Annotated in this window: 19 protein-coding genes; 3 read left to right on the top strand and 16 right to left on the bottom strand. The window is 68.4% G+C overall.

The window, feature by feature from the left end:
• The first annotated feature begins 169 nt into the window (after positions 1–169).
• Both C0541_RS04810 and C0541_RS04805 read left to right on the top strand, forming a co-directional pair.
• Positions 170–964: an undecaprenyl-diphosphate phosphatase gene (locus tag C0541_RS04810; protein WP_115046249.1), complete on the top strand. Its 795-nt coding sequence runs from the start codon at positions 170–172 to the stop codon at positions 962–964.
• Between the two features lie 145 nt (positions 965–1,109).
• The gene (locus C0541_RS04805) at positions 1,110–1,913 is read left to right on the top strand and encodes an META domain-containing protein (protein ID WP_115046247.1); all 804 of its coding nucleotides are present in this window, start codon (positions 1,110–1,112) and stop codon (positions 1,911–1,913) included.
• A 284-nt stretch (positions 1,914–2,197) separates the two neighbouring features.
• On the opposite strand, the gene C0541_RS04795 is transcribed toward C0541_RS04805, so the two are convergent.
• The 13 genes from C0541_RS04795 to C0541_RS04730 all read right to left on the bottom strand — a co-directional run bounded on the left by C0541_RS04795 (position 2,198) and on the right by C0541_RS04730 (position 16,181).
• Complete coding sequence (locus C0541_RS04795; protein ID WP_115046244.1) at positions 2,198–2,809, bottom strand: YbhB/YbcL family Raf kinase inhibitor-like protein; 612 nt, start codon at positions 2,807–2,809, stop codon at positions 2,198–2,200.
• A gap of 976 nt (positions 2,810–3,785) precedes the next feature.
• Positions 3,786–5,858 carry a tetratricopeptide repeat protein gene (locus C0541_RS04785; protein ID WP_115046240.1) on the bottom strand — a complete coding sequence of 691 codons (2,073 nt, stop codon included), beginning with the start codon at positions 5,856–5,858 and terminating at the stop codon, positions 3,786–3,788.
• 199 nt (positions 5,859–6,057) lie between these two features.
• Positions 6,058–7,044 carry a YheT family hydrolase gene (locus tag C0541_RS04780; RefSeq protein ID WP_115046238.1) on the bottom strand — a complete coding sequence of 329 codons (987 nt, stop codon included), beginning with the start codon at positions 7,042–7,044 and terminating at the stop codon, positions 6,058–6,060.
• Positions 7,045–7,107: 63 nt separating this feature from the next.
• Positions 7,108–8,007: a lysophospholipid acyltransferase family protein gene (locus tag C0541_RS04775; RefSeq protein WP_193725866.1), complete on the bottom strand. Its 900-nt coding sequence runs from the start codon at positions 8,005–8,007 to the stop codon at positions 7,108–7,110.
• A 21-nt stretch (positions 8,008–8,028) separates the two neighbouring features.
• Positions 8,029–8,457, bottom strand: coding sequence for a hotdog fold thioesterase (locus C0541_RS04770; RefSeq protein ID WP_115046233.1), 429 nt, complete (start codon positions 8,455–8,457; stop codon positions 8,029–8,031).
• 310 nt (positions 8,458–8,767) lie between these two features.
• Complete coding sequence (locus tag C0541_RS04760; protein ID WP_115046231.1) at positions 8,768–10,798, bottom strand: phospholipase D family protein; 2,031 nt, start codon at positions 10,796–10,798, stop codon at positions 8,768–8,770.
• Positions 10,795–11,367 carry a YceI family protein gene (locus C0541_RS04755; RefSeq protein WP_115046229.1) on the bottom strand — a complete coding sequence of 191 codons (573 nt, stop codon included), beginning with the start codon at positions 11,365–11,367 and terminating at the stop codon, positions 10,795–10,797. Before C0541_RS04755 ends, C0541_RS04760 begins: the two co-directional genes overlap by 4 nt.
• Positions 11,368–11,370: 3 nt before the next feature.
• On the bottom strand, positions 11,371–11,847 hold the full coding sequence (locus C0541_RS04750) for a SixA phosphatase family protein (protein ID WP_115046227.1): 477 nt from the start codon (positions 11,845–11,847) through the stop codon (positions 11,371–11,373).
• A 14-nt stretch (positions 11,848–11,861) separates the two neighbouring features.
• Positions 11,862–12,494 carry a ParA family protein gene (locus tag C0541_RS04745; RefSeq protein WP_115046224.1) on the bottom strand — a complete coding sequence of 211 codons (633 nt, stop codon included), beginning with the start codon at positions 12,492–12,494 and terminating at the stop codon, positions 11,862–11,864.
• Between the two features lie 148 nt (positions 12,495–12,642).
• Positions 12,643–13,716 carry a hypothetical protein gene (locus C0541_RS04740; protein ID WP_115046222.1) on the bottom strand — a complete coding sequence of 358 codons (1,074 nt, stop codon included), beginning with the start codon at positions 13,714–13,716 and terminating at the stop codon, positions 12,643–12,645.
• Positions 13,717–13,782: 66 nt separating this feature from the next.
• Positions 13,783–14,700: an AEC family transporter gene (locus tag C0541_RS04735; protein WP_115046219.1), complete on the bottom strand. Its 918-nt coding sequence runs from the start codon at positions 14,698–14,700 to the stop codon at positions 13,783–13,785.
• 7 nt (positions 14,701–14,707) lie between these two features.
• Positions 14,708–14,854 carry a hypothetical protein gene (locus tag C0541_RS20865; protein WP_161959884.1) on the bottom strand — a complete coding sequence of 49 codons (147 nt, stop codon included), beginning with the start codon at positions 14,852–14,854 and terminating at the stop codon, positions 14,708–14,710.
• A gap of 688 nt (positions 14,855–15,542) precedes the next feature.
• Positions 15,543–16,181 carry a tetratricopeptide repeat protein gene (locus C0541_RS04730; RefSeq protein ID WP_115046217.1) on the bottom strand — a complete coding sequence of 213 codons (639 nt, stop codon included), beginning with the start codon at positions 16,179–16,181 and terminating at the stop codon, positions 15,543–15,545.
• Positions 16,182–16,376: 195 nt separating this feature from the next.
• On the opposite strand from C0541_RS04730, the gene C0541_RS04725 reads away from it, so the two are divergent.
• Positions 16,377–20,084 (top strand): indolepyruvate ferredoxin oxidoreductase family protein, encoded by a 3,708-nt coding sequence (locus tag C0541_RS04725; protein ID WP_115046214.1) that lies wholly within the window; start codon positions 16,377–16,379, stop codon positions 20,082–20,084.
• Between the two features lie 249 nt (positions 20,085–20,333).
• Here C0541_RS04725 and C0541_RS04720 read toward each other — a convergent pair whose 3' ends face one another.
• From C0541_RS04720 to egtB, 3 genes are read right to left on the bottom strand one after another with little or no spacing between them, the layout of a single operon-like run.
• Complete coding sequence (locus C0541_RS04720) at positions 20,334–20,603, bottom strand: DUF3253 domain-containing protein (RefSeq protein ID WP_115046212.1); 270 nt, start codon at positions 20,601–20,603, stop codon at positions 20,334–20,336.
• Between the two features lie 15 nt (positions 20,604–20,618).
• Entirely contained in the window at positions 20,619–21,605 is a 987-nt protein-coding gene (egtD, locus tag C0541_RS04715; protein WP_115046209.1) for an L-histidine N(alpha)-methyltransferase, read from the bottom strand.
• Positions 21,602–22,891, bottom strand: a complete 1,290-nt coding sequence (gene egtB, locus C0541_RS04710) for an ergothioneine biosynthesis protein EgtB (RefSeq protein ID WP_161959883.1) — start codon at positions 22,889–22,891, stop codon at positions 21,602–21,604. Before egtB ends, egtD begins: the two co-directional genes overlap by 4 nt.
• Positions 22,892–22,902 lie beyond the last annotated feature (11 nt).

Genomic DNA, 22,902 nt, shown 5'->3' with positions numbered 1-22,902 from the left:
ACCATGCCAAGCGATGCATCTTCACAAGTCGTTGATTTTGCTTGCATCGCTTGAGGTCGCTCGCGCCTGGATAGCACCTTAAAGGTGCTAATCGGTCGCATACTGCACCGATATGGTGCATGCCGCAATGCACTATCCTGACGCCTCCCCCCTCCCCCTCTCCAGTCCGATGTCCGATCTGATTTCCGCCCTGCTGTTGGGCATTCTCGAAGGCCTCACCGAATTCCTGCCGATCTCCAGCACCGGCCACCTGCTGATCGCCGAACAATGGCTCGGACGCCGTTCTGACTTCTTCAACATCGTCATCCAGGCCGGCGCGATCCTGGCGATCTGCCTGGCGCTGCGGCAGAAGCTGTGGACCCTGGCCACCGGCCTGGGCGAGCGCGCCAACCGCGACTACGTGCTCAAGATCGGCGTGGCCTTTCTGGTCACTGCAGTGGTGGGCCTGGTCGTGCGCAAGGCCGGCTGGCAGCTGCCGGAGACCGTGCATCCGGTGGCCTGGGCGCTGCTGATCGGCGGGCTGTGGATGCTGGTGGCCGAGCACTTTGCCGGCAAACTGCCCGAGCGCGACGTGGTGACCTGGAAGGTGGCCATCGCGGTGGGGCTGGCGCAGGTGGTGGCCGGTGTGTTTCCCGGCACCTCGCGCTCGGCCTCGGCGATCTTCCTGGCGATGCTGCTGGGCCTGAGCAAGCGCTCGGCGGCGGCGGATTTCGTGTTCATGGTGGGTATCCCGACCATGTTCGCGGCCAGCGGTTATGCGCTGCTGGAGATGTACAAGGAAGGCGGCTTCGGCAGCGAGAACTGGGCCGATGTGGCGGTGGCCTTCGTGGCGGCGACCATCACCGGTTTTGTGGTGGTGAAGTGGCTGCTGGGCTACATCAAGAAGCACCGTTTCACGGTGTTTGCGGTCTACCGCATCGTGCTGGGCGCGGCCCTGCTGTTGTGGTTGCCGGCGCTGGCCTGACACCGCTGGCGGCCGCGTGCCGTGCCGGTTGTGCCGGTTGTGCCGGGCGCGACACGCAGGCCGGATGGCCAGGCAGTGACTTGCGTCATTGCCCTGGCCGCGCGGTGGCGGTATCACTGACGCATCGATCACCGGGAGCCGCCGCATGCGTGCCGTGTTGTTTGCCCCTGCATTGCTGGCAGCGGGCGTGACGGCCTGCGGGTCGGGCGCAGCGCCGGAAGCGCCCGGATCCGACGCCGCTGCCGAGCCGGCCGCGATCGCCGCAGCGGCGGCCGGCAACGCTCCGCTGCAGGCCACCCTGCGGGCGCAGCACTGGCAGCTGCAGCAAGCCAGCGATGCGCACGGCAGTGCCTTGCGCAGCCTGTTCGTCGCCGGCACCGCGCCCTTGCAGCTGGACTTCAGCGATCAACGCATCCAGGTCAGCCAGACCTGCAACGCATTGGGCGCCGATTACAGCGTGGCGCAGGCGCAGCTGCAGATCGGCCGGGTGGTGTCGAGCAAGCGCCTGTGTGCGCAACCGCGGCGGATGGCCCAGGAACGCGCCGCCAGCGAACTGCTGTCCGGTCGCTTCGCGGTGGCGCTGGATACCGCGCAGCCCGTGCCGCAGCTGACCCTGACCCGCAGCGACGGCACCCGGCTGGTGTTCGCCGGTGTCGCCACCGCCGACACCCGCTATGGCGGCCACGGTCAGACGCTGCTGATCGAAGTGGCGGCCGACACCGTGCCATGCGGGACCGACCCGGCACGCCGCTGCCTGCAGCTGCGCGAACAAGGCGCCGATGGACAGCCCGCGACCGGTGACTGGCAACCTTTCGACGGCAGCATCGAAGGCTTCGAGCACGAGGCGGGCATCCGCACCCTGTTGCGCGTCACCCGCTACCCGGCCGCGTCGGGCACGGACGGTGCGCCGGTGTATGTGCTGGATCAGATGATCGAGGCGAGTGGGTAGTTTGGGATTTGGGATTTGGGATTTGGGATTTGGGATTTGGGATTTGGGATTTGGGAAGCGGGAAGCGGGAAGCGGGAAGCGGGAAGCGGGAAGCGGGAAGCGGGAAGCGTTGCATGCCCGTTATGCGATTGGCGCTTCGGAAAAACGACAGGCTGCTCTGCTTGAGGCGGCCCGAGTGACGCGCCTGCTGGTCGCCCTGACAGACATCCCGGTTGCGGCGCCTGAGCGTCCCTCCCTCCCCCCACCGCGCGGCCTGGCGGCCGTGCGGTGGGAGTGATCTGCGCTTAGCGCAGCGCCGGATTCAGCGTGTAGGTGCCATGCAGGGCTGCCTCGGCCAGCACGTGGCCCTGGATCGCCGACAGCACATCGGCGGCGGTGAAGGTTTCGGGCAGGCTGAGCTGGGCCACGTCCAGCGCAAACACGCGGAAGAAGTAGCGGTGCACCCGCAGGTCGTTGAACGGCGGGTACGGGCCGTCGTAGCCCAGGTAGTTGCCGGCCATGTCGGCATTGCCGGCAAACCACTCGGTGTACGAATTCAGGCCCTGGCGCGCACCGGCCGGGCCGGCCGGCTGCTGCTTGCCCTTGGGCACGAAGCCGTCGCTGCAGCTGCCCGCGTCGATCGTATGCACGTCGGCGGGGATGTCGGCCATCGCCCAATGCACAAAATCGGTGCGTGGCTGATCGACCGGAACCTGCACATCATGGCGGCCCACGGTTTCCGGCACGGTCGGTACGTCCGGGTCCAGGCACAGCAGCGCAAACGAGCGCGTACCGGCCGGCACCTCGCTCCAGGCCAGATGCGGATTGCGGTTGGGCGCGAAGCCCTCGGGCGTTCCGGCGGCAAATTCCGCCGCGATGGGCTTGCCGTTTTCGATGCTGTTGCTGGTCAGGCGCATGCAGTGTCTCCGTGGGAATCGATGCAGCTCAGGGTGCCCGCATCCACGCTGCAGAGGAAGCCGTTGCAATGGAACCCTCTGGTGCGCTCGGTCGGGTTATCGCTGCGGTGCATCACGCCAGCGACGACTACGGCCGCGTGCGCCACGCTCGATCGATGCCCATCCGTACCGACCTGCACCATCCGTAGGAGCGGACCTGGCCGCGACGGGGCTTTTTACCGGCAATGCGTCAGCGGTGCGCGGCGTTATCGGTAAGGCCTGTCGCGGCCGGGTCCGCTCCTACGGGGGTTGTGCGCGTTGTCGCTGGGGCGTCCCGGTCGGGGTTATCGCTGCGGTGCATCGCGCCAGCGAAGACTACGGCCGCGTGCGCAACGCTCGATCGATGCCCAACTGCACCATCCCGTAGGAGCGGACCTGGCCGCGACGGGGCTTTCTCGGCAATGCCTCAGCGGTGCGCGGCGTTATCGGTAACGCCCGGTCGCGGCCGGGTCCGCTCCTACGGGGTTGCGCGTTGTCGCTGGGGCGTCCCGGTCGGGGTTATCGCTGCGGTGCATCGCGCCAGCAACGACAGCGGCCGCGTGCGCCACGCTCGATCGATGCCCATCCGTACCGACCTGCACCATCCGTAGGAGCGGACCTGGCCGCGACGGGGCATTCTCGGCAATGCCTCAGCGGTGCACGGCGTTGTCGGTAACGCCCGGTCGCGGCCGGGTCCGCTCCTACGGGGGGTGCGCGTTGTCGCTGGGGCGTCCCGGTCGGGGTTATCGCTGCGGTGCATCGCGCCAGCGAAGACTGCGGCCGCGTGCGCCACGCTCGCTCGATGCCCATCCGTACCGACCTGCATCATCCGTAGGAGCGGACCTGGCCGCGACGGGGCTTTTTACCGGCAATGCGTCAGCGGTGCGCGGCGTTGTCGGTAACGCCCGGTCGCGGCCGGGTCCGCTCCTACGGGGTTGCGCGTTGTCGCGGGCGCCGCTCAGGCCTGCGGGTAGCCGAGGCGCACCGCGATCGGCGTCAGCTGATCGAATTGCGCGCCCAGCACGCTGCAGTAGCTGCGCCAGCGCCCCGCGGCCAGGCGCGCCGGGCCACGCGGTTCGACCAGCGGGAAGCGCAGGCCGAACGCCTGTTCCAGCGCGGTGGAGATGCCTTGCGGGTCGCTCTCGATGCCGTCCAGGCGGATGATCCGGTGCGGATACAGGTCGTGCTCGTGCAACACGGCAAGCTGTTCCAGCGCAGCCAGCAACCAGTCGGCGGCCTGCTGCGGCGACTGCACGGCCAGCGGTGCCGGCGCGCCGGCCGATAGCCAGTCCAGCAGCATGTCGCGCGGGTCGCGCAGCGCGATCGCCAGCCGGCCTTCGGGCAGATGCGGGCGCAGCGCGGTCAGCAGGGTGTTGTCCCACCACAGCAGCCAGTCGATGACGTTGCCGTCGTCGATGCCGCGCCGCGGCAGCTGCGCCTTCCAGCCTTCCACCAATGCCATCGGCGCCAGCTCGCCGGAGGCCAGCTGCTCGACGGTACGGTAGCTCTGCAGCGCATCGGACGGCGGCGTGGTGCCATACCGGTCGTCGCGCACCAGCGGGGTGGCCGCGCCCATCACCGCGATCAGGCGTTCGACATGCGAGCCGGGCGTGCCCCAGACCAACAGCGGCCGCGCGGTCACGGTCTCGGGGATGGTCCCGACTTCCGGCCACTGCAGCGGCTGCTGGGCGGCCTGCGGCGGCAGTGGCAGGCGGTGCTGGGCCTGCTCGCGCTGGAACTGCATCCAGGTGGCCACGGCGGCGTCGGGCTGGCCGGCGCGGTCCTGCACATTGCCCAGCCACGGCCGCAGCACGGTCTGCTGCGGTTCGGGCAACGACTCGATCAAGGATTGCACGCAGGCGATCGCCGCCGGCGGGTCGCGCTCCAGCAAGGCTTCGACGATGCGCTGCTCGCCGCTGATGCGGCCCGGTTCCACCGCCACGATCTGGCGGGCCACCATCTCGGCCTGGTCGGCATGGCCCTGCATGTCGTGCACGCGCATCAGCGCTTCCAGCGCCGGCAGATGCTCGGGCATGGCCAGCAGCCAGCGCTCGATCACCGCCTGCGCCTGCGGCCCGCCGACCGGCTCCACCGCCAGCCGCGCCAGCCACAGGTCGTGCGCACTGGCCGAGGTGGCCAGTGCCGCGTCCAGGGTGTCGCGTGCATCGTCCACCGCGCCCAGCCGCTCCCAGGCGGTCAGCAAGGCGTGCAAGGTGCGGCGGTCGGCCGGCCAATGGGCCAGCGCCAGGCGCAGGTGCGCGGCGGCCTGGTCGGGGCGGCCGGCCTGCAATTCCATCTCGCCGGCGAGCCGGCGCATGGCCGGGATGTCGCCGCCGGGCTGGGCGAACACGCCCTGCATCGCGGCCAGCGCATCGTCCAGGCGGCCCTGGCGCTGGGCCAGCTGGGCGATGAAGGCGCGCAGCGCGGTGCCCGGAGGATTGAGCTCGACCACGCGCTCGAAGGCGCGCTCGGCAAACGCGAAGTGCTCTTTCTGCAGATATGCAAAGCCCAGCGCGAACATCACCCGCGGGTCATCCGGCAGTTGCTCGGCGGCGCGGGTCAGCAGCGACAGCGCGCGGTCGCCCTGGCCGCGGCGCAGCTCCACCACGCCATCGACGGCCAGCAGCTGCGGGTGGTCAGGCGACAGCCGTGCAGCGGTGCGGCTCAGCCGCTGCGCCTCGTCCAGATCGCCGCGTGCCACCGCCAGATGCGCCTGCATCACGTAGGCGTTGAACTGGTTGGGATCCAGCGCGGTACTGCGCGACAACGCGGCATCGGCCGCGCTCAGATCGCGCGTGGCCAGCAGCAGGCCGGCGCGCAGCAGATGCAGGTCGGCATCTTCCGGCGTCAGCGTCAGTGCGGTTTCGATGCTGGCCAGTGCCAGCGCCGGCTGCCCCTGCTGCTGCAGGGCCAGGCCGAGCCAGCGATGCGCAGCGGCGGCCTCGGGCGCACCCAGGACCCACTCGCGGGCCAGCGCCACCGCATCGTCGGCCGCATTGCGGCGCAGGGCTTGAAGAATGGCGTCTTGCATGGCGGCGGCGTGTCCAGGACAAACGCCTATTGTAACGATCCGTGGCAGGGCGCCGACCTGGAGCGGCGTTCAATACCGCTGCGCAACCGCCAGGCGAGCGTGGCCGATGCGCGCAGCGACCCGACTCACTCGTACGCTGCGGTGCCGGGGACACCCTGCGCACCCACCCGGCAGGCGCGTGCCTTGTCTGCAGCCGCGCTCAGGCCTGCGCGGCCAGCCGCTCGGCCACCCAGCGTTCGGCGAATCCGTCGCCGCGGGCGTTTTCCAGAAAGCCGCAGTGGCCGCCCCAGCGGGCGATTTCCAGCTGTGCGTGCGCCGGCAGCTGCCAGCCGGCGAAATCCTCGAACGGAATCACCGGGTCGTCCTCGGCCATCAGGATGTCCACCGGCACCTGCAGGCCGGCCAGGCGCTCGCCGGCGATCGAATAACTGTCGAAATACGCTTCCAGCGAGCCATGCCCGGTGTGCTGTTCGGCCAGCCAGGCCATCAGCCCGCGCATGTCCAGCGCCAGGGTGGCGTCGTCGTAGCCGTGCTGGTCGGGGAACAGCTTGCGCTTGCGCAGCAGCGACTCGCGCCACTTGCGGCGGAAATACCAGTCGTAGAACTGCGGGCCCTTTTCCAGCTGCAGCATCGTCGCTGCCGGGTCCAGCAGCGGGCATACCGCCGCCACGCGCGCCAGCGGCAGGCCGGCCGCCGGTGCACGCAGCGCCAGCCGCAACGCGAAATTGCCGCCCAGCGAATAGCCCGCCGCCAGCAACTGCGGCGCGGGAAACCGCCGCCACAGATCGCCCGCGGCATTGACCACTTCCTCGATGCGATCGGAGTGGAACAGGTCCACGTTGAGGTGGTGGGTGCCGCCATGGTCGCGGAAGTTCAGCCGGAACACCTGGTAGCCCAGCCCAAGCAGGCGCGCGGCGCTCAATCGCATGTAGTTGGAATCGGCGCTGCCTTCCCAGCCGTGCAGCAGCAGCACCGTGCCGCGTACCGGGGCATCGCCGGGCGGGATGCTCATCCAGCCCTGCAGGCGCACGCCGTCGCCGCCGTCGAGAATGTGTTCGCTGGTGACCGCCCCGCTGGCGGCCAGCAACTGGCGGCTGCGGATCCGGCGCAGTGCACTGCTGCCCAGCACCGACTGCACATGCGGATTGCGCAACCAGCGCGGCGGCAGATAGTCGGAGGCGTTCATGCGCTCATCGGGCCGGATCAGGGGGTGCCGGCCGCAGGGAAGATGCGCGCTTGCATCGTCGGCTCAGGACTCCATCGCCGCGATGATGCGTTGCCGCGAGGTATCGGCCAGGCGGCGACGCCCTTCGATATCCAGCGCGCGGATCGGTTCGAGAAAATGCACCTCGGCCAGCCGTGGCGGCTCGCCGAGCAGGCGCACGATATTGGCGAAGAAACTCTCGCGCTCGCCGAACGCCACCACCGCCTGCGCATTGCCACGCTCGCCGTAGCGCAGCGCCACCGGCTGCACCGGCACGCCGGCCTCGACCGCGGCCTGGAAGATGCGCGCATGGAACGGGCCAACCTCGGTGCCGCCACGGGTGCGCCCTTCCGGGAACACGCCCACCGGCTTGCCGCTGCGCAGGCGCTGCAGCATTTCCTGCAGCACGCCGCCCAGCGATTCGGTATTGCCGCGCTGGTGGAAGATGGTCTGGCCCTTGGCCGCCAGCCAGCCCACCAGCGGCCAGCCGGCGATCTCGCGCTTGGCCACGAAGCCCATCACGCGCTGGCTGTGCAGCATCGAGATATCGACCCAGCTGACGTGGTTGGCCACGAACAGCGTCGCGCCCGGCAGCGGGGTACCGAAGCGCCGCAGGCGGAAGCCGAAGACGCGCATCAGGTTGCCCTGCCACCAGCGGATCATCACCTCGTCCAGGGTGTCGTCGGGGCCGGTGCGGATGCGCGCCAGCGGCGGCGCCACCACGCACAGCATGGTGATCGGCAGGCAGATGCTCAGATGCAGCAGCAACAACGGCACCCGATACAGGTACCGGAACCAACGCAGCACGCCGCCAGCGTCGCGCGTGGCGTCCAGGGATGACTCGCTCATTGACGGAACGGGACCGGTACCAGGGGAAGGAAGCGCAACTATTGTGACAGCAGCGTGGCCTGCGCGCAGTGCCCGCGACGGGTGGCGCTGTTCCACCCATGCACTTGCGCGGCGTGCTCAGCCATTGCTGCGCGCCACCACGGCCAGGGTCAGCCGCGACACGCACACGCGCTTGCCGGCCGGATTGTCGATGCTGATGTCCCACACCTGGGTGCTGCGCCCCACATGTACCGCGCGCGCGGTGCCGGTGACCAGGCCATCGGTGGCGGCGCGCAGGTGATTGGCATTGATCTCCAGCCCGACGCACATCTGGGTGGTCATGTCCACGCACAGGTTGCCGGCGCTGCTGCCCAGGGTTTCGGCCAGCACCACCGACGCGCCGCCGTGCAGCAGGCCGTACGGCTGCCGGGTGCGCGCATCCACCGGCATGGTGGCGCGCAGCCAGTCGTCGCCGGCATCGGTGAACACGATGCCCAGATGTTCGATCAGGGTGTCGCGGCTGGAGGCGTTGAGGGCGGCCAGGTCGACGGGTTCGCGGAAGGTCATAGGCTGGGGATTGGGGATTGGGGATTGGGGATTGGGGATTGGGAATCGGGAATCGGGAATCGGGAATCGGGAATCGGGAATCGGGAATCGGGAATCGGGAAAGCATCCGCGCCGCGGGGGTGTGATGCAACCGCCGTTGACTGCCGTTGCAGGTGGATCCGCCACGGCCGCTTTCGGTGGGTTGGCGGTGTGCGAGGTTCGGCCTACCGCACCTTGCGGCGGTGCATCTGGACGGTGCGCCAGGCGCCACGATGCACCGATCGCCCCACGCAGTCTCGATGCCGGGGCCGGGGCCGGCACGCCGGGCCGATCAGAGGATCGGTACCAGTCCCGCGCCGAAGGCGGTCAGCATCCGTACCAGCAGCCACTTCGGGCCGACGTTGACCTCGGGAAAGTCGCCCACCGCCACATAGCACTGCCGGAACTGCGGGTCCTGGCGCTTGAGCGGAAACGGGCAACCCGGCCCCGGCTGGAACTCGTAGTTGGTGGCGTAGCGCCAGGGCCAGAAATCCAGCACCGGCAAGGCTTCGGACACCTTGCCCACGCTGTAGTTCAGCCCGCTCAACACCGGCGGCTTTTCGCGCGGGGCCACGGTCCAGGCGTTTTCCGGCGCCATGTCGCGCTCGATGCTGGCCGCCAGCGCCTGCGCAAAGCGCGCATCGTCGATCACCACCGCCGCTTCGGTGTTGTAGTTCTCGCTGCGCGGATCGAAGTTGTGCGTGCCGATCACGCCGATGCGGCGGTCCACCACCAACGACTTGGCATGCAGGCCCATGCGCGCACCGGCACGGGTCACCGGCAGCGGCTTGTTGACCGCGCGCGTGCCCAGGAACGACGGCCGTGTCTCGGTGCGCAGCACGCGCCGATCGACCTCGCTGCCACCTGGCGCGCGGCCTGCGCCGCTGCCGCGGACCGCGCTGCCTGCCGTGCCGCCACCGCCATTACCGTTCCCGCCACCGCCACTGCCCCGCATCGCATTGCCGGCCGCACTGCCGCCGATCACCCGATTGACGCGACGGTCGTCATCGGCCGGCTCGGTGGCCTCGGGGTTGAACGGATCGGGCACCAGGTTGGCGTAGTCCACCGGCGCGTTCAGCGGGAACGGCTTGAACTCGTAGACGTTGAAGCCCAGCTCGCGCATGTTGCGGCGTTTGAACTTGTACGACAGCGCATACACGATCGGGTTGTCGGTGGCGGCCAGGCTGTTGGTGGACACCACGATGCGCGGCGGCTGCGGGCGCTGGCGCAATGCGCGGAAGATCGCCTGGGCCTCGTCGGACAGCACCAGGTACGGCGTCTGCAGCAGCACTTCCTGCTGCGCGCCGGCGATCAGGCCGTCCAGCTCGGGCGCGGTGGAGACCGCCCTGGCGGCGTGGTCCTTGCGGTGCTTCTGCGGCAGATCGGCCACATACAGCACGCGCTGCACCGGCATGGCCGGCGTCACGAACGCCTCGCGCACGAACTGCGGATCGCGCGCCTCCTGATCGACCCGCGCCACCCGTTCCGGGCGCCGGAACTGCGCCGGCGGCATCTGCGGTACGCCCTGTTCGAGCAGCACACGGCCGACATCGTTCAGCCGCTCGGCCGGCACGCTGCGGCGCGCGTGCCAGAACGCATCGAAATTGACCGCCATCGCACGCACCTCCGGCCCGGCCAGGATCACGTCGCGGTCGCGGAAGTTGTACTCGCTGTCCCAGTCGTAATAGTCGTCCTGGTAATTGCGCCCGCCGACCACGCCGAGCACGTCGTCCACCACCAGCAGCTTGTTGTGCATGCGCTGGTTGAAGCGACGGAAGCAGCACAGCACGCTGCCGGCATAGTCGAAGTAATTGAGCTTGACCTTGCCGAAGGTCGGGTTATAGATGCGCAGCTGCAGGTTGTTATGGGTGCTGGCCAGCGCACCGAGAATCTGCAGATCGGCGATCGCCGAGAGCTGATCGATCAGGATGCGCACCTTGACCCCCCGCTGCGCCGCGTCGATCAGCGCATCCAGCACCATGCGCGCGCTGTCGTCCTTGTCGAAGATGTAGGTCTGCAGGTCGATGCTGCGGGTGGCGCTGCGGATCAGGTTGAGCCGCGCAACCAGCGATTCTTCGCCATGGTCGACGATGGTGGCGTAGTGCCGCGGCGCCGCCGGCGTGGAGGCGGCGATCGCCTCGCCCCCCAGCGCGCGCAGCGGCGAGGGCTGGGCGCAACGATTGGCCTGGGTGCAGCCGACAACGGTGCTGCGGGCGGCCGCGGCCACCCCGGCGGCACGGTTGCGCTCCACTTGCGACAGCCCGGCGCATCCGGTGCCGAGCAACAGCGTTGCCAGCACCAGCACCCGCAACAAACACCTCACGGGCGCCGCGCCTCCTGCAGCCGACCACGCAGAATGAATGTCACCCTGTCGCCCAGGGCCATCTGCCACGCATTCATTCCGTAACGTCCACGCAGGACCGTACCTCGACTGATCACATCGCAATCATAGCCCGGCCGCGCGCATTCAGCTGGCACCACATGCAGGGTCTCGACATGGGTGATTCCGCGAATGGTCAGGTTGCCGGTGATGTCACCGCCCTTCTTCACCACCTCCTCGGCGTAGGGCAGCGACTCGAATTCCACCACCGGATAGCGCGCGACGTCGAAAAAATCCTCGCCGCGCATCCACGCCGTGTAGCGATCCTTGCCAGGAATTTCCACCTGCGTGGCATCCAGACGGAAACGCACCTGCTGGCGCCCATCCGGCAGCTCCGCCAATTCACCACGGAAGCGCGGGAAAAACCCCTCGATCTTCATGCCGAAGCGCGTCCTGATCTCGAACCCGAAGCGCGATTGCACCGGATCGATGGCATGCAGCTTCTGCTGCGCGATGCAAGGAAGAGCGACCCAGAGCGCGAGCCAGGCAAACCAGCGCAGCGACGATGGCACGGATCAAGGCCACCAGAAGGCGGTCAGGCGGGCGATGCCCGGTTCGATGGCCGCGTCCAGCGGCAACGCCAGCAGGGCGATCGCGGCAGTCGGCATGCCGCGGTAGTCGCCGGTCTGGCCGCTGTGCATCAGCGCCGCCAGCCGTTCCAGGCCCGGGTTGTGGCCGACCAGCAGCAGCCGCTCGGCATCGCGGTGTTCGTCCACCAGGCTGGCCAGGGTGCCCGGCGTGGCGTCGTAGATCCGCTCGTCCAGGCGTTGTTCGATATAACCGGTCAGCGCCAGCACCGCTTCCAGCGTCTCGCGCGCACGCCGCGCCGGCGAGCACAGCACGCGGTCGGGCACCAGGCGCTGCTCGCGCAGCCAGCGGCCGGCCGATTCGGCCTCGGCGATGCCGTGCGGGGACAGCGGGCGGTCCAGATCGGCCTGGCCGGTGTCGGCCGGTTCGGCGTGGGCGTGTCGCAGCAGTATCAGTTCGCGCATGAAAACACTCCGGTCTAGGATTTCTTGAGCCACTTGAACAGCGGCTCCCAATCCTGTTGATGGTCGCGCACCTGCGCCGAGCGGTAATCGAACAGGCTGCGTCCCAGCCCGGCCATGACCACATAGGCCTGGGTGTCACGCAACTGGGCCACCAGGGGATAGGGCCAGGCGCCGATCATCTCGGCAGCTTGCTGCGAGGTCTGGGTCCAGGGGCGGGCGCGGTTGAGCACCAGGCCCACCGGCAGCTTGCGCTGATGCACGCGCGGCACCTTGGCCAGCGTGTTGAGGAAGCCGACCACCGCTTCGATATCCAGCGCCGAGGACAGTACCGGCACCACGATGGCGTCGACGTGGTCGAGGAAGCCGCCCAGGTCATCGGCCATTGCACCGGCCGGGGCATCGATGATCAGCTGGTCGGTGCCGTCGGGCACTGCGGCCTGCCAGTTGCGACGGCGGGTGGCATCGATCGGCAGCACCGCACTTTCCAGGCTGGCGCGACGCTGCGCCCAACGCGTGGACGAGCCTTGCGGATCGGCGTCGGCCAGCACGGTGCGCTGGCCCTGCAGGGCCGCATGTGCGGCCAGATTGGTGGCGATCGTGGTCTTGCCGACGCCGCCTTTGGAGGCGGCCACCAGGACTGTCTTCATGCACGCCTCGCTTCCGGGAGCAAGCCGGCAGCGTACACCGCGACGAAGTGAGGAAGTAGTCGAAAGGCGTTAAACGTCCCTCGGCAGGCGCCATCGCGCTGCAACATTGGCCGGTACATGGCCGCTGCCCGTGCAACGACCACGCGGATCAGCGGGTCTGGCTGCTCGCGGCGCCCGGCTGCCAGTCCGCCGGCGGTTGCGCGGCAAGGCCTTGACGCTGCAGGCGCGCGCGCAACGCCGGCACTTCGCCCTGCGTCAGGATCGCATCCAGTGCGGCGACCTGCGCATCGACCGAGGGTGCGCTGCGCTGCAGTTGCTGCTGCAGCCACTGCAGCTCCCGCATCCGCGCCTGCCAGCGGGTGGCGTCGGCGCCGCTGCTCAGTGCGGCCATGCCCTTGGTGCCGATCACGGCCGTGGTCAGGGTGGACTCGTCGTTGGCCACGTTGTTCAGCACGACCATGCACTCGTCGCGTAACGCGGGCGTGGTGGCACCGGGGTTGCAGCGCTGCATCAGATCGCCGAGCGCGGGGAGTGCATGTGCAGACCAGGTACTGATCACGAACATCGCCGCCATGCCGGCGCCCGTGGACGGAAACCCTTGGGCGTCGAGTCGCTCGCGCAAGCTGACCGAGGCCAGCGATGGCCATTGCACGCCGTCGTAGACGGCATGCAGGGCCTGGCCCAGCTCCAGCACACCGCTGTCGAAGTGATCGGACTGCACGGCCGCCTGCCAGGCGCGTTCGGCGGCCGCCTGGTCGCCGCGGCGCTGTGCAGCCGCATGGGCGCGCAGATGCACGGCGGCATTGCCGGCATCGGTCTGCTCCAGGAACGCCTGCGCGGCGCCTGGGTCGCAGCGCAATCCGGGGGCACAACCGACCGCTTCCATCCGCGCCACCAACCGGTCGCGCGGCCGCGCGTCCAGGGCACGCTGCAGCCAGGCGCGCTGCATGGGTGCATAGCCTCCGTCTGCGGCCGACACTGCCTCGTCCTCGGCATCGATCCACAGCAGACCAGCCAGATACAGCTGCCTGGGCTCACCGCTGGCCGCCATGCTGCGCAGGCGTGCCTGCATGGTCTGGCCGACCTGGCTTACCCAGTGCGTCATCAGCGGATCATCCGCCGGAACCGGTGGGGTGGCGGGCGATGCCGCCAGGGCGGACTGCGCCGCGAAGACGCCGCCAAGCCATAGCAGCGCCGTGGTGATCAAGCGATATCCGTGCATGTGTTGCTCCTGTCCGTGTGGGGCGCGCAATGGTGCGCGCCAGCATTTCACACGGGGTACGCCGCATCAAGCGGCCAGGCGCGCCAACAGCCAGGCCCATGCCGGCAGGGTCAGCAGCGACAGCAGGATGCTGTAGCCGACCATCGCCGCGGCCAGGCGCGGCGCCAGCCGGTGCGAGATGGCCAGCGCGGCGGCGGTGATCATGGTGGGCATGGCCGATTCGAGCACGTTGGTCTGCAGCATCGCGCCATGCAGGCCAAGCGCCCAGGACAGCGGCAATGCCAGCACCGGCATCACGGCCAGCTTGAAGACCAGGCCGACGGCCAAGGGTTTGAGTTCGTCTGCAGGCAGGCGCAACTGCAGCGAGAAGCCCACTGCCAGCATCACCAGCGGCAGCATCGCGTCGGCCAGGCTCTTCAAGCCCGAGCCGATCCAGGCCGGCGGCTGTTCCGGCATCACCGTCAGCGCGAACAGCAACGCCCACAGCGGCGGAAACCGCAGCACGCGCACCAGGATCAGCCTTGCAGTCGGCGGCGTGTCGCCGCTGTAGCGGGCCAGCACGTACAGCCCGAACGTGGACAGCAGCACGAAGGTGCCGAACTGGTCGTAGACCACCGCATACGGCAGGGCGTGATCGCCGATCAACGCGCGCACCATCGGAAAGCCGATGAAGCTGGAGTTGGTGAACACCACGCACATCAGCAGCGCGGCATATTCCTCGCGCTTGAACCGCAACAGCCGGCTGCAGCCCCACAGCAGCGGCACGATGAGTGCGGTCAGCAGCCACGGCGTGGCGATCACGCCACCGAGCGAGGCGTCCAGGTGCAGGCGCGGCACATAGGTCAACACCGAGGCCGGCAGGCAGATGTACAACACGATGCGATTGAGCACGTCGGCGCTGTTGTCCGGCAGCACCCGCAGGCGTGCGAACAGCAGGCCGAGCCCCAGCATCGCCAGAATCAACGCAAATGCATCCACCGCCATGGCGTGGTCAGGTCCGTGGGAAAGCGACGCGCAGGATCGCATAGTGGGCGTGTTGCGCCAGGTTCGGTGCCGGGCTGGATTGGCGACCAGCCAAGTCGGCAAGCACGCCGACGCGTCGCGCGGATCGCTCGATCAACTCCTTGGTGACGGACATGCCGCGTCTTGCCGTTGTCCGGGTGCCGCCAAACGCCGGGCGTTCGAGAAGCGCGCTGCCTCATCGCTCGCGGGGCACGCCGTAGAGCCATCCGGGGAGGCTCGGTGACGGCATCCTTGCCGCCACACGGTCCCGCAACCGGCGAGGGCACCGCACCAGGAAAGTTGGTCGGCGCTCGCTGTCTGTCGTGCGGCGTGCACCAGACGTGGAGCAGATGCATGCTGATCGAACAGGCATATCGAGCACCGCTCTTAACCTTGCGCACCGACCATCCCGACTGGTCCTTGCCCGCTCACCGTCGCGGGACCTTACGCGGCATGGATGCCGCGTAAGAGCCTACAAGGACGTACTTGCGGCGTGTCCCGCGATGGTGGGCGGGCAAGGGCCCCTGCAGCCAGGCCGCAGATCATCCGCTCTACAGCTGACCTACACAGGCCAGTCGCAAGTCGCGTTGGCCTGCTGTTGAAAGCCGCAAAGCCACGTAAGCGCTACAAGGACGTACTTGCAGCGTGTCCCGCGATGGTGGGCGGACAAGGGCCCTGCAGCCAGGCCGCAGCCCATCCGCTCTACAGCTGACCTACACAGGCCAGTCGCAAGTCGCGTTGGCCTGCTGTTGACGGCCGCAAAGCCACGTAGGCGCTGATGCACCGCGGCGCGCTGCAAGGGCTTTCCGCAGCACCCCGCCGAGTTACGGAAATGCCGGCGGATTCGCCTGCCATGCGGCAAAGACCTCGGCCAGCGTGGCACGTTCGGCCTCGCGCCAGTCCGGCAGCAGGGTGGGGTAGCCGGCGGTGCTGCTCCAGCGATCCGGCCAGGTGCGCACGGCGGCGGCATACCACTCGACCGCTTCCTGCTTGCGTCCGGTGCGCCATAGCGCCAGCGCCGCGGTGGTCGGCAGCCACGCCGGTGCGGCCGGGCGGCCGTTGGCCAGGGTGGCCCACTGCTGCAAGGCCTTGTCGGCCTGGTCGGCGCGCAACAGGTCCCAGCCGTAGTTCCAGGTGATGGCGCGGTATTGCTGGCTGCCGCTGGAGACCAGCCCCAGGGCACCCTGGTAGAGCTCGTCGCCCAACTGGGTGCGTCCCCCGGCGTAGGCCAGCGAAGCCAGCTGCGCACGTGGTTCTGCGGCGCGGGCGTCACGCTGCACCATCGACGCCAGGCGGTCGACCACCGCATCGCCCTGCCCCTGTACCGCGACCACCGCCTTGGTGGTGCCGCGATCTTCGTCGAAATAGAACTCCCTGGGCTTGGGCAGGCTCTGCGCCTGCGCCATCGACCACGCGCCCCCGAGCAAGGCCAACATCGCGGCCCATGCGTATTTCCTTTTCACTGGCTTTATCCCCTGACAGCAAACGACCCTTCCCCTCCCAATCGTAACCGCAGCGCGACAGCTGCGCATCCGTATGCAACGGCCGCGTGAAAGGCGACTGTTACACTTTGTACCGCCGTTTTTGGAATCCGTCGGGCGGGTCATCTGGTTTCAGATGACCCGCACCGGGTCCCAGCCACCCTTTCCGGGCACGCCATGACCAGTACCGCTGCACTCGCTTCCCCCGACTCTGCCAACACGCCGGAGCTCGGCCGGGTGGATGCGGATTACACGCTGGAGCACAAGTACACGCGCGCCGATGGGCGCATCTACTTGTCCGGCGTGCAGGCACTGGTACGGCTGCCGTTGATGCAACGCCTGCGCGACGATGCCGCCGGCCTTGCCACTGCCGGCTTCATCAGCGGCTATCGCGGCAGCCCGCTGGGCGGCTTCGACCTGGAGCTGTGGCGCGCGCGCAAGCATCTGGACGCGGCCAGGGTGACCTTCACCCCCGGCCTCAACGAAGACCTGGCCGCCACCATGGTCTGGGGCACCCAGCAGACCAACCTGTTCCCCGGTGCCAAGGTGCAGGGCGTGTACGGCATGTGGTACGGCAAGGGCCCGGGCGTGGACCGCAGCGGCGATGTGTTCAAGCATGGCAACGCTGCCGGTACCTCGCCGCATGGCGGCGTGCTGGCACTGGCCGCCGACGACCATGCCTGCCGCAGCTCCACCCTGCCGCACGGCTCGGAAGAGGAATTCGTCAGTGCGATGATGCCGATCCTCAACCCGGCCGGGGTGCAGGACATCCTGGACATGGGCCTGCTCGGTTGGGCGATGAGCCGCTATACCGGGCGCTGGGTCGGCTTCAAGACCATTGCCGAAACGGTGGAATCGTCCGCCTCGGTGGACGTGGATCCGTTTGCGCGCAGCATCGTGCTGCCGGAAGACTTCGCGCTGCCGCCGGGTGGCCTGAGCATTCGCTGGCCGGACCCGCCGGTGGACCAGGAAATGCGCCTGCACCGCTATGCGATCGCGGCCGCACAGGCCTTTGCGCGCGCCAACCAGATCGACAAGGTGGTGCTGGATTCGCCGCATGCGCGGCTGGGCATCGTCACCACCGGCAAGAGCTACCTGGACGTGTTGCAGGCGCTGGAATACCTGGGCCTGGATGCGCAGGCCTGCGCGCAGATCGGCATCCGCGTGTACAAGGTCGGCATGACCTGGCCGCTGGAGCCGGTGGGCATCAGCGCGTTCGCGCGTGGGCTCGACGACATCGTGGTGGTGGAAGAGAAGAAGGCCTTCATCGAGCGCCAGATGAAGGAGCTGTTCTACAACTGGCCGGCCAGCGCCGGGGCGCGGCCGAGCATCGTCGGCAAGTACGATGAGCAGGGCGCGTGGATCCTGCCATCCACCGGCGAGCTGACCCCGGCCACGATCGCGGCGGTGATCGGCAAGCGTATCCAGCGCTTTGCGCTTCCATCCAGCGCGATGACCGAGTCGATCGAGCAGCGACTGCGCTGGATGGAGACCAAGGAAGCCGAAATGGCCTTGCCGCGCGCGCTGTTCCCGCGCGTGCCGCATTACTGCTCCGGTTGCCCGCACAACACCTCCACGGTGGTGCCGGAAGGCGCGCGTGCGCTGGGCGGCATCGGGTGCCATTACATGGTGACCTGGATGAACCGCTCCACCGACACCTTCACCCATATGGGCGGCGAAGGCGTGACCTGGTCGGGGCAGGCGCCGTTCACCGAGACGCCGCACGTGTTCCAGAACCTGGGCGATGGCACCTATTTCCACAGCGGCTCGCTGGCGATCCGGCAGTCGGTGGCCACCGGCGTCAACATCACCTACAAGATCCTCTACAACGATGCGGTGGCGATGACCGGCGGCCAGCCGGTGGACGGCACGCTCACCGTGCCGGACATTGCGCAGCAGCTGCGCGCCGAAGGCATCCACGACATCGTGGTGGTCAGCGACGAGATCGGCAAATGGACGCGCCGGCGCGAGCGCTTCCCCAGCGAGGTGGCGTTTCACGACCGCAGCGAGCTGGATGCGGTGCAGCAGCATCTGCGCACGATCAAGGGCGTGTCGATCCTGATCTACGACCAGACCTGCGCCACCGAAAAGCGCCGCCGCCGCAAGCGCGGCAAGCTGGTCGACCCGCCCAAGCGCGTCATGATCAATTCGCTGGTGTGCGAGGGCTGCGGCGATTGCGGCGAAAAGAGTTTCTGCGTGTCGGTGTTGCCCAAGGACACCGAATTCGGCCGCAAGCGGCAGATCGACCAATCCAACTGCAACAAGGATTATTCCTGCGTGTCGGGCTTTTGCCCGAGCTTTGTCACCGTGCATGGCGGGGCGCCGCGCAAGGGCAAGCAGCGCGATGCCAGCGCATTGCTGGACAACCTGCCCGCGCCGCCGCAACGCACCACGCTGGAACAGCCCTGGAACATCCTGATCACCGGCGTCGGCGGCACCGGCGTGGTGACCATCGGTGCGCTGCTCGGCATGGCCGGGCATCTGGAAGGCAAGGGTGCCACGGTGCTGGACCAGACCGGGCTGGCGCAGAAGGGCGGCGCGGTGACCACGCATATCCGCATCGCGCGCCGGCCGGCCGATATCCACGCGGTGCGCATCGCTGCCGGCGAAGCGGACCTGGTGCTGGGCTGCGACATGGTGGTGGTCAACGATTACTGGGCCCTGTCCAAGGTGCGCGACGGCCGCACCCAGGTGGTGCTCAACACCTACGAAGCGATGCCGGGCAGCTTCACCACCCAGCCGGATCTGCAGTTCCCCGCCGCCGAGATCATCGCCGGCGTGCGCACCGCCCTGGGCGGCCAGGAACCGCTGTTGCTGGATGCCACGCAACTGGCGACCGCGCTGCTGGGCGATGCGATCGCCAGCAACCTGTTCGTGCTCGGCTATGCCTGGCAACACGGGCTGGTGCCGTTGTCGCATGCGGCCTTGATGCGCGCGATCGAGCTCAATGGCGCAGCGGTGGCGATGAACCAGCAGGCGTTTGCGTGGGGGCGACTGGCGGCGGTGGATCTGCCGGCAGTGCAACGCGCTGCCGGTCTGACCACGGCTGACACGTCTGTGCACCTGCACGGCGACACGCCGGCCGCGCGTGCGCCCGGCAGCTGGGAAGACCACGATCTCGGCGGGCAGAGCGCGCCGCGTGCATTGGCGCGGACCGATGGCAGCACGCTGCATGGCGATGTCGATGCGCCCACGCATCCGCTCGACGACGAGCAGCTGGCGCAGTCGCTGGACGAGGCCGTCGCGCGACGCGTGGCGTTTCTGACCGACTATCAGGATGCCGCCTACGCACAGCGCTATCGCAGCCTGGTCGAGCGCGTACGCAGGCACGAAGCGCAACATGCGCCAGGCAGCAGCGCATTGAGCGAGGCGGTGGCGCGGTATTTCTTCAAGCTGATGGCCTACAAGGACGAATACGAGGTGGCGCGGCTGTATACGCGTGGCGACTTCCAGCGCCGGCTGCAGCAGCAGTTCGAAGGCGACTACACCTTGCGCTTCCATCTGGCACCGCCGCTGTTGGCCAGGAAGGATGCGCACGGCCATGCGATCAAGCGCGAATACGGGCCGTGGATGTTCACTGCGTTCAAGCTGCTGGCGCGTTTGAAGTTCCTGCGCGGCGGCAAGCTGGATGTGTTCGGCTACAGCGCCGAACGGCGCGGCGAGCGTCAGCTGATTGCCGATTACGTGGCAACAGTCGACACGCTGCTGCAACGGCTGGATGCCGACAACGTCGGCCTGGCCGCGCAGATCGCCAGCATTCCCGAACATATCCGCGGCTATGGGCATATCAAGCACGCGCATCTGGAGGAAGCCAAGGCACGCCAAGCCGTGCTGCTGGCGCAGTGGCGCAATCCCAAGGCCTTGCATGTGGTGCAGGCGGCCTAGACGGCACAGGGCGGCCAGGTCAGTGCTGCAGCGCTAAAACGTTGCGCATTGATCGGCTGACCTTTGCCGGCAGCGCGGTAGCGACAGGCTCCTGTGGTGGGCCGGGAGATCGCGCCGGCGCCGCTGCGGCACAGCATCGCATTTACGCACGACAGCTCAGCGCCTACCGGGTCGATGCGCTGTCAGCGCCGGGCTCGGCAGCGTCTTCTGCCGGGCGCCAGCGCTGATGCGCACGCCGGGCAGCGCCCGTCATTCGAAATGCCGCCCACGCATCAGACGGACCGGGCCACGCACCGTGCCCAGGTCGACCAGGTCGCCGCGCTGGGTGATCTGCACCACGTCCTTGCGGGCCAGATCAGCGGCAACGCTGCGTACCTGCGGCATCAGCGCACGCCAGCGGGTCTCGTCCGCGCTGAGCGCGCGGGCGACTTCGGACGGGCAGATGGACTGCTGCGGCAGCCGGCGCGCCAGCAGCGCGCGCATGGTCGCGGCGATCTGTCCGTCATCGATCCGGTGCACGCCAGGCGCGCGAGATCAGAGCGGACGCAACACGCGCAGGCCGAACCAGTCCTTGGCGTCGTTCCAGCCGTGGGTGACCTTCAACCCTGCAGCGGCGGCGAGTTCGGCAAAGCGCGCGTCGGTGTACTTGTAGCTGTATTCGACCTGCATCGCTTCGCCTTCGGCAAATTCGAATGCCTTGCCGCCCACCTGCACGCGCTGGGCGCGCTGGCTGATCAGGAAGGTTTCGATACGGCCACGTTCGCGCGCATACACCGCGTGGTGGCGGAAGCCGTCCAGATCGAAGTCGCTGCCGATCTCGCGGTTGAGCCGCGCCAGCAGGTTCAAGGTGAACTCGGCCGTGACGCCGGCCGCATCGTTGTAGGCGGCCTCGATCAGGCCGGCGTCCTTGTCCAGGTCGATGCCGATCAGCGCGCAGCCATCGCTGCCCATGGTCTGGCGCATCGCATCCATCAACTCGACGGCCGCAGCATCGGTGAAATTGCCCAACGTGGAGCCGGGGAAGAACACCAGATGCCGGCGCGCCGGGCGCTGCGCATCGGGCAGGCGCAGCGGCTTGGTGAAGTCGGTGCACACCGGCAGCATCTGGATCTGCGGGAACTGCTGCGCCAGTCGCGCGGTGCTGTCGAGCAGGGCGGTGCGCGAGATTTCCAGCGGCGTGTAGGCCACCACATCGCGCAGGCCCTGCAGCAGCAACTCGGTCTTGCGACCGCTGCCGCTGCCGTATTCGACCACGTGCACACCGGCGCCGATGGCCTGGGCGATCGCCGGCATGCTCGCTTCCAGCAACGCCAGTTCGGTGCCGGTGAGGTAGTACTCCGGCTGCCGGGTGATCGCCTCGAACAACTGCGAGCCGCGTGCATCGTAGAAATACTTCGACGGCAGCGTCTTGGGCGTTTGCGACAGGCCGGCCAGTGCGTCGGCGGTGATGTCGTCCGGTTGCGGGCGCAGGTCGGTCAGCGCGGCGTGCGCGCGTTGCATGGCGTGGGCGGCGGCGTTCAAGGCAGATCCTTGGCAAGGCGCACGCCGGCAAACTGCCAACGCGCATCGGAGGGAAAGAAGTTGCGGTAACTGGCGCGGACATGGCTGGCCGGGGTGGCACAGCTGCCACCGCGCAGTACCCATTGCGCATTCATGAATTTGCCGTTGTATTCGCCCAGCGACCCGGGCCACGGCGCAAAGCCGGGATACGGCAGGTAGGCGCTGCCGGTCCATTCCCAGACATCGCCGAACAACTGCTGCAGGCCGGTATCCACCGCGTCGGCACCCCGCGGATGCAGGGCGTCGCTATCGACGAAATTGCCCTGCACCGCCACACCGGTGGCGGCCTGTTCCCACTCGGCCTCGGTGGGCAGGCGCGCGCCGGCCCAGCGCGCGAAGGCGTCAGCCTCGAACAGGCTCAGATGGCATACCGGCGCGTGCGCATCGCGCGGGCGCCAGCCATCCAGGGTGAACTCGCGTCCGTCCGCGTCCCAATACAGCGGGTGCTGCCAGCCTTGCGCCTGCACCATCGCCCAGCCATCGCTGAGCCAGGCGCCGGCATTGCGGTAGCCACCGGCGTCGATGAACGCCTGGAACTCGGCGTTGCTGACCACGCGGTGCGACAGCGCATGCGCGCCGACCAGTACGCGGTGACGCGGCGACTCGTTGTCGTAGGCAAAGGTATCGGCCTGCGGCCATGCGGCCGCACCGATCTCCACGATCTGCTCGTCGCGCGCCTGCCAGCGCAGCGGGCTGGCGACGGCAGCAGGCGGTGCCGGTGCGTCGCGATACGCCGGCTGCAGCGGATTGCTCCACAGCGCGTGCTTGATATCGGTCAACAGCAATTCCTGGTGCTGCTGCTCGTGCTGGATGCCGAGCTGCACGATGGTGCAGGCCTGCGCGTCCAGCACCCCATCGCGCAGGCGCTGCTGCATCTGCGTGTCGACCGCGGCCCGGTAGTCGCGCACCTGCTGCAACGACGGCCGCGACAACACCCCGCGCCGCGCGCGCGCATGCATCGGGCCCACGCTCTGGTAATAGCTGTTGAACAGGAAATCCCAGGCCGGGTCGAACACGCGGTAGGCCGGATCGGCCTGCAGCACGAAGCGTTCGAAAAACCAGGTGGTATGCGCCAGATGCCATTTGCTGGGGCTGGCGTCGGGCATGCTCTGCACCATTGCGTCTTCGGCGCTCAAGGGTGCGGCGAGGCGATCGCTCAGCGCGCGGGTCTGCGCGTAGCGTTCCAGCAGCGTCAACTGCCGTTGCTGGTGGTGGCCCAGCAGAGGGGAGAGTGCAGACATCGCCATATGCTTGGGGA

Origin of the sequence: Xanthomonas arboricola, assembly GCF_003353015.1 — a bacterium.
Taxonomy (GTDB): Bacteria; Pseudomonadota; Gammaproteobacteria; order Xanthomonadales; family Xanthomonadaceae; genus Xanthomonas; species Xanthomonas arboricola_E.
This window is presented reverse-complemented; position numbering and strand designations above follow the sequence as displayed.

Coding starts and splice junctions, on each gene's coding strand:
- C0541_RS04785 (WP_115046240.1), bottom strand. CDS start 5,858: ATGCAAGACGCCATTCTTCAAGCCCTGCGCCGCAATGCGGCCGACGAT.
- C0541_RS04795 (WP_115046244.1), bottom strand. CDS start 2,809: ATGCGCCTGACCAGCAACAGCATCGAAAACGGCAAGCCCATCGCGGCG.
- egtB (WP_161959883.1), bottom strand. CDS start 22,891: ATGGCGATGTCTGCACTCTCCCCTCTGCTGGGCCACCACCAGCAACGG.
- C0541_RS04770 (WP_115046233.1), bottom strand. CDS start 8,457: ATGACCTTCCGCGAACCCGTCGACCTGGCCGCCCTCAACGCCTCCAGC.
- C0541_RS04780 (WP_115046238.1), bottom strand. CDS start 7,044: ATGAACGCCTCCGACTATCTGCCGCCGCGCTGGTTGCGCAATCCGCAT.
- C0541_RS04740 (WP_115046222.1), bottom strand. CDS start 13,716: ATGCACGGATATCGCTTGATCACCACGGCGCTGCTATGGCTTGGCGGC.
- C0541_RS04750 (WP_115046227.1), bottom strand. CDS start 11,847: ATGCGCGAACTGATACTGCTGCGACACGCCCACGCCGAACCGGCCGAC.
- C0541_RS04735 (WP_115046219.1), bottom strand. CDS start 14,700: ATGGCGGTGGATGCATTTGCGTTGATTCTGGCGATGCTGGGGCTCGGC.
- C0541_RS20865 (WP_161959884.1), bottom strand. CDS start 14,854: ATGTCCGTCACCAAGGAGTTGATCGAGCGATCCGCGCGACGCGTCGGC.
- C0541_RS04810 (WP_115046249.1), top strand. CDS start 170: ATGTCCGATCTGATTTCCGCCCTGCTGTTGGGCATTCTCGAAGGCCTC.
- C0541_RS04805 (WP_115046247.1), top strand. CDS start 1,110: ATGCGTGCCGTGTTGTTTGCCCCTGCATTGCTGGCAGCGGGCGTGACG.
- C0541_RS04745 (WP_115046224.1), bottom strand. CDS start 12,494: ATGAAGACAGTCCTGGTGGCCGCCTCCAAAGGCGGCGTCGGCAAGACC.
- C0541_RS04725 (WP_115046214.1), top strand. CDS start 16,377: ATGACCAGTACCGCTGCACTCGCTTCCCCCGACTCTGCCAACACGCCG.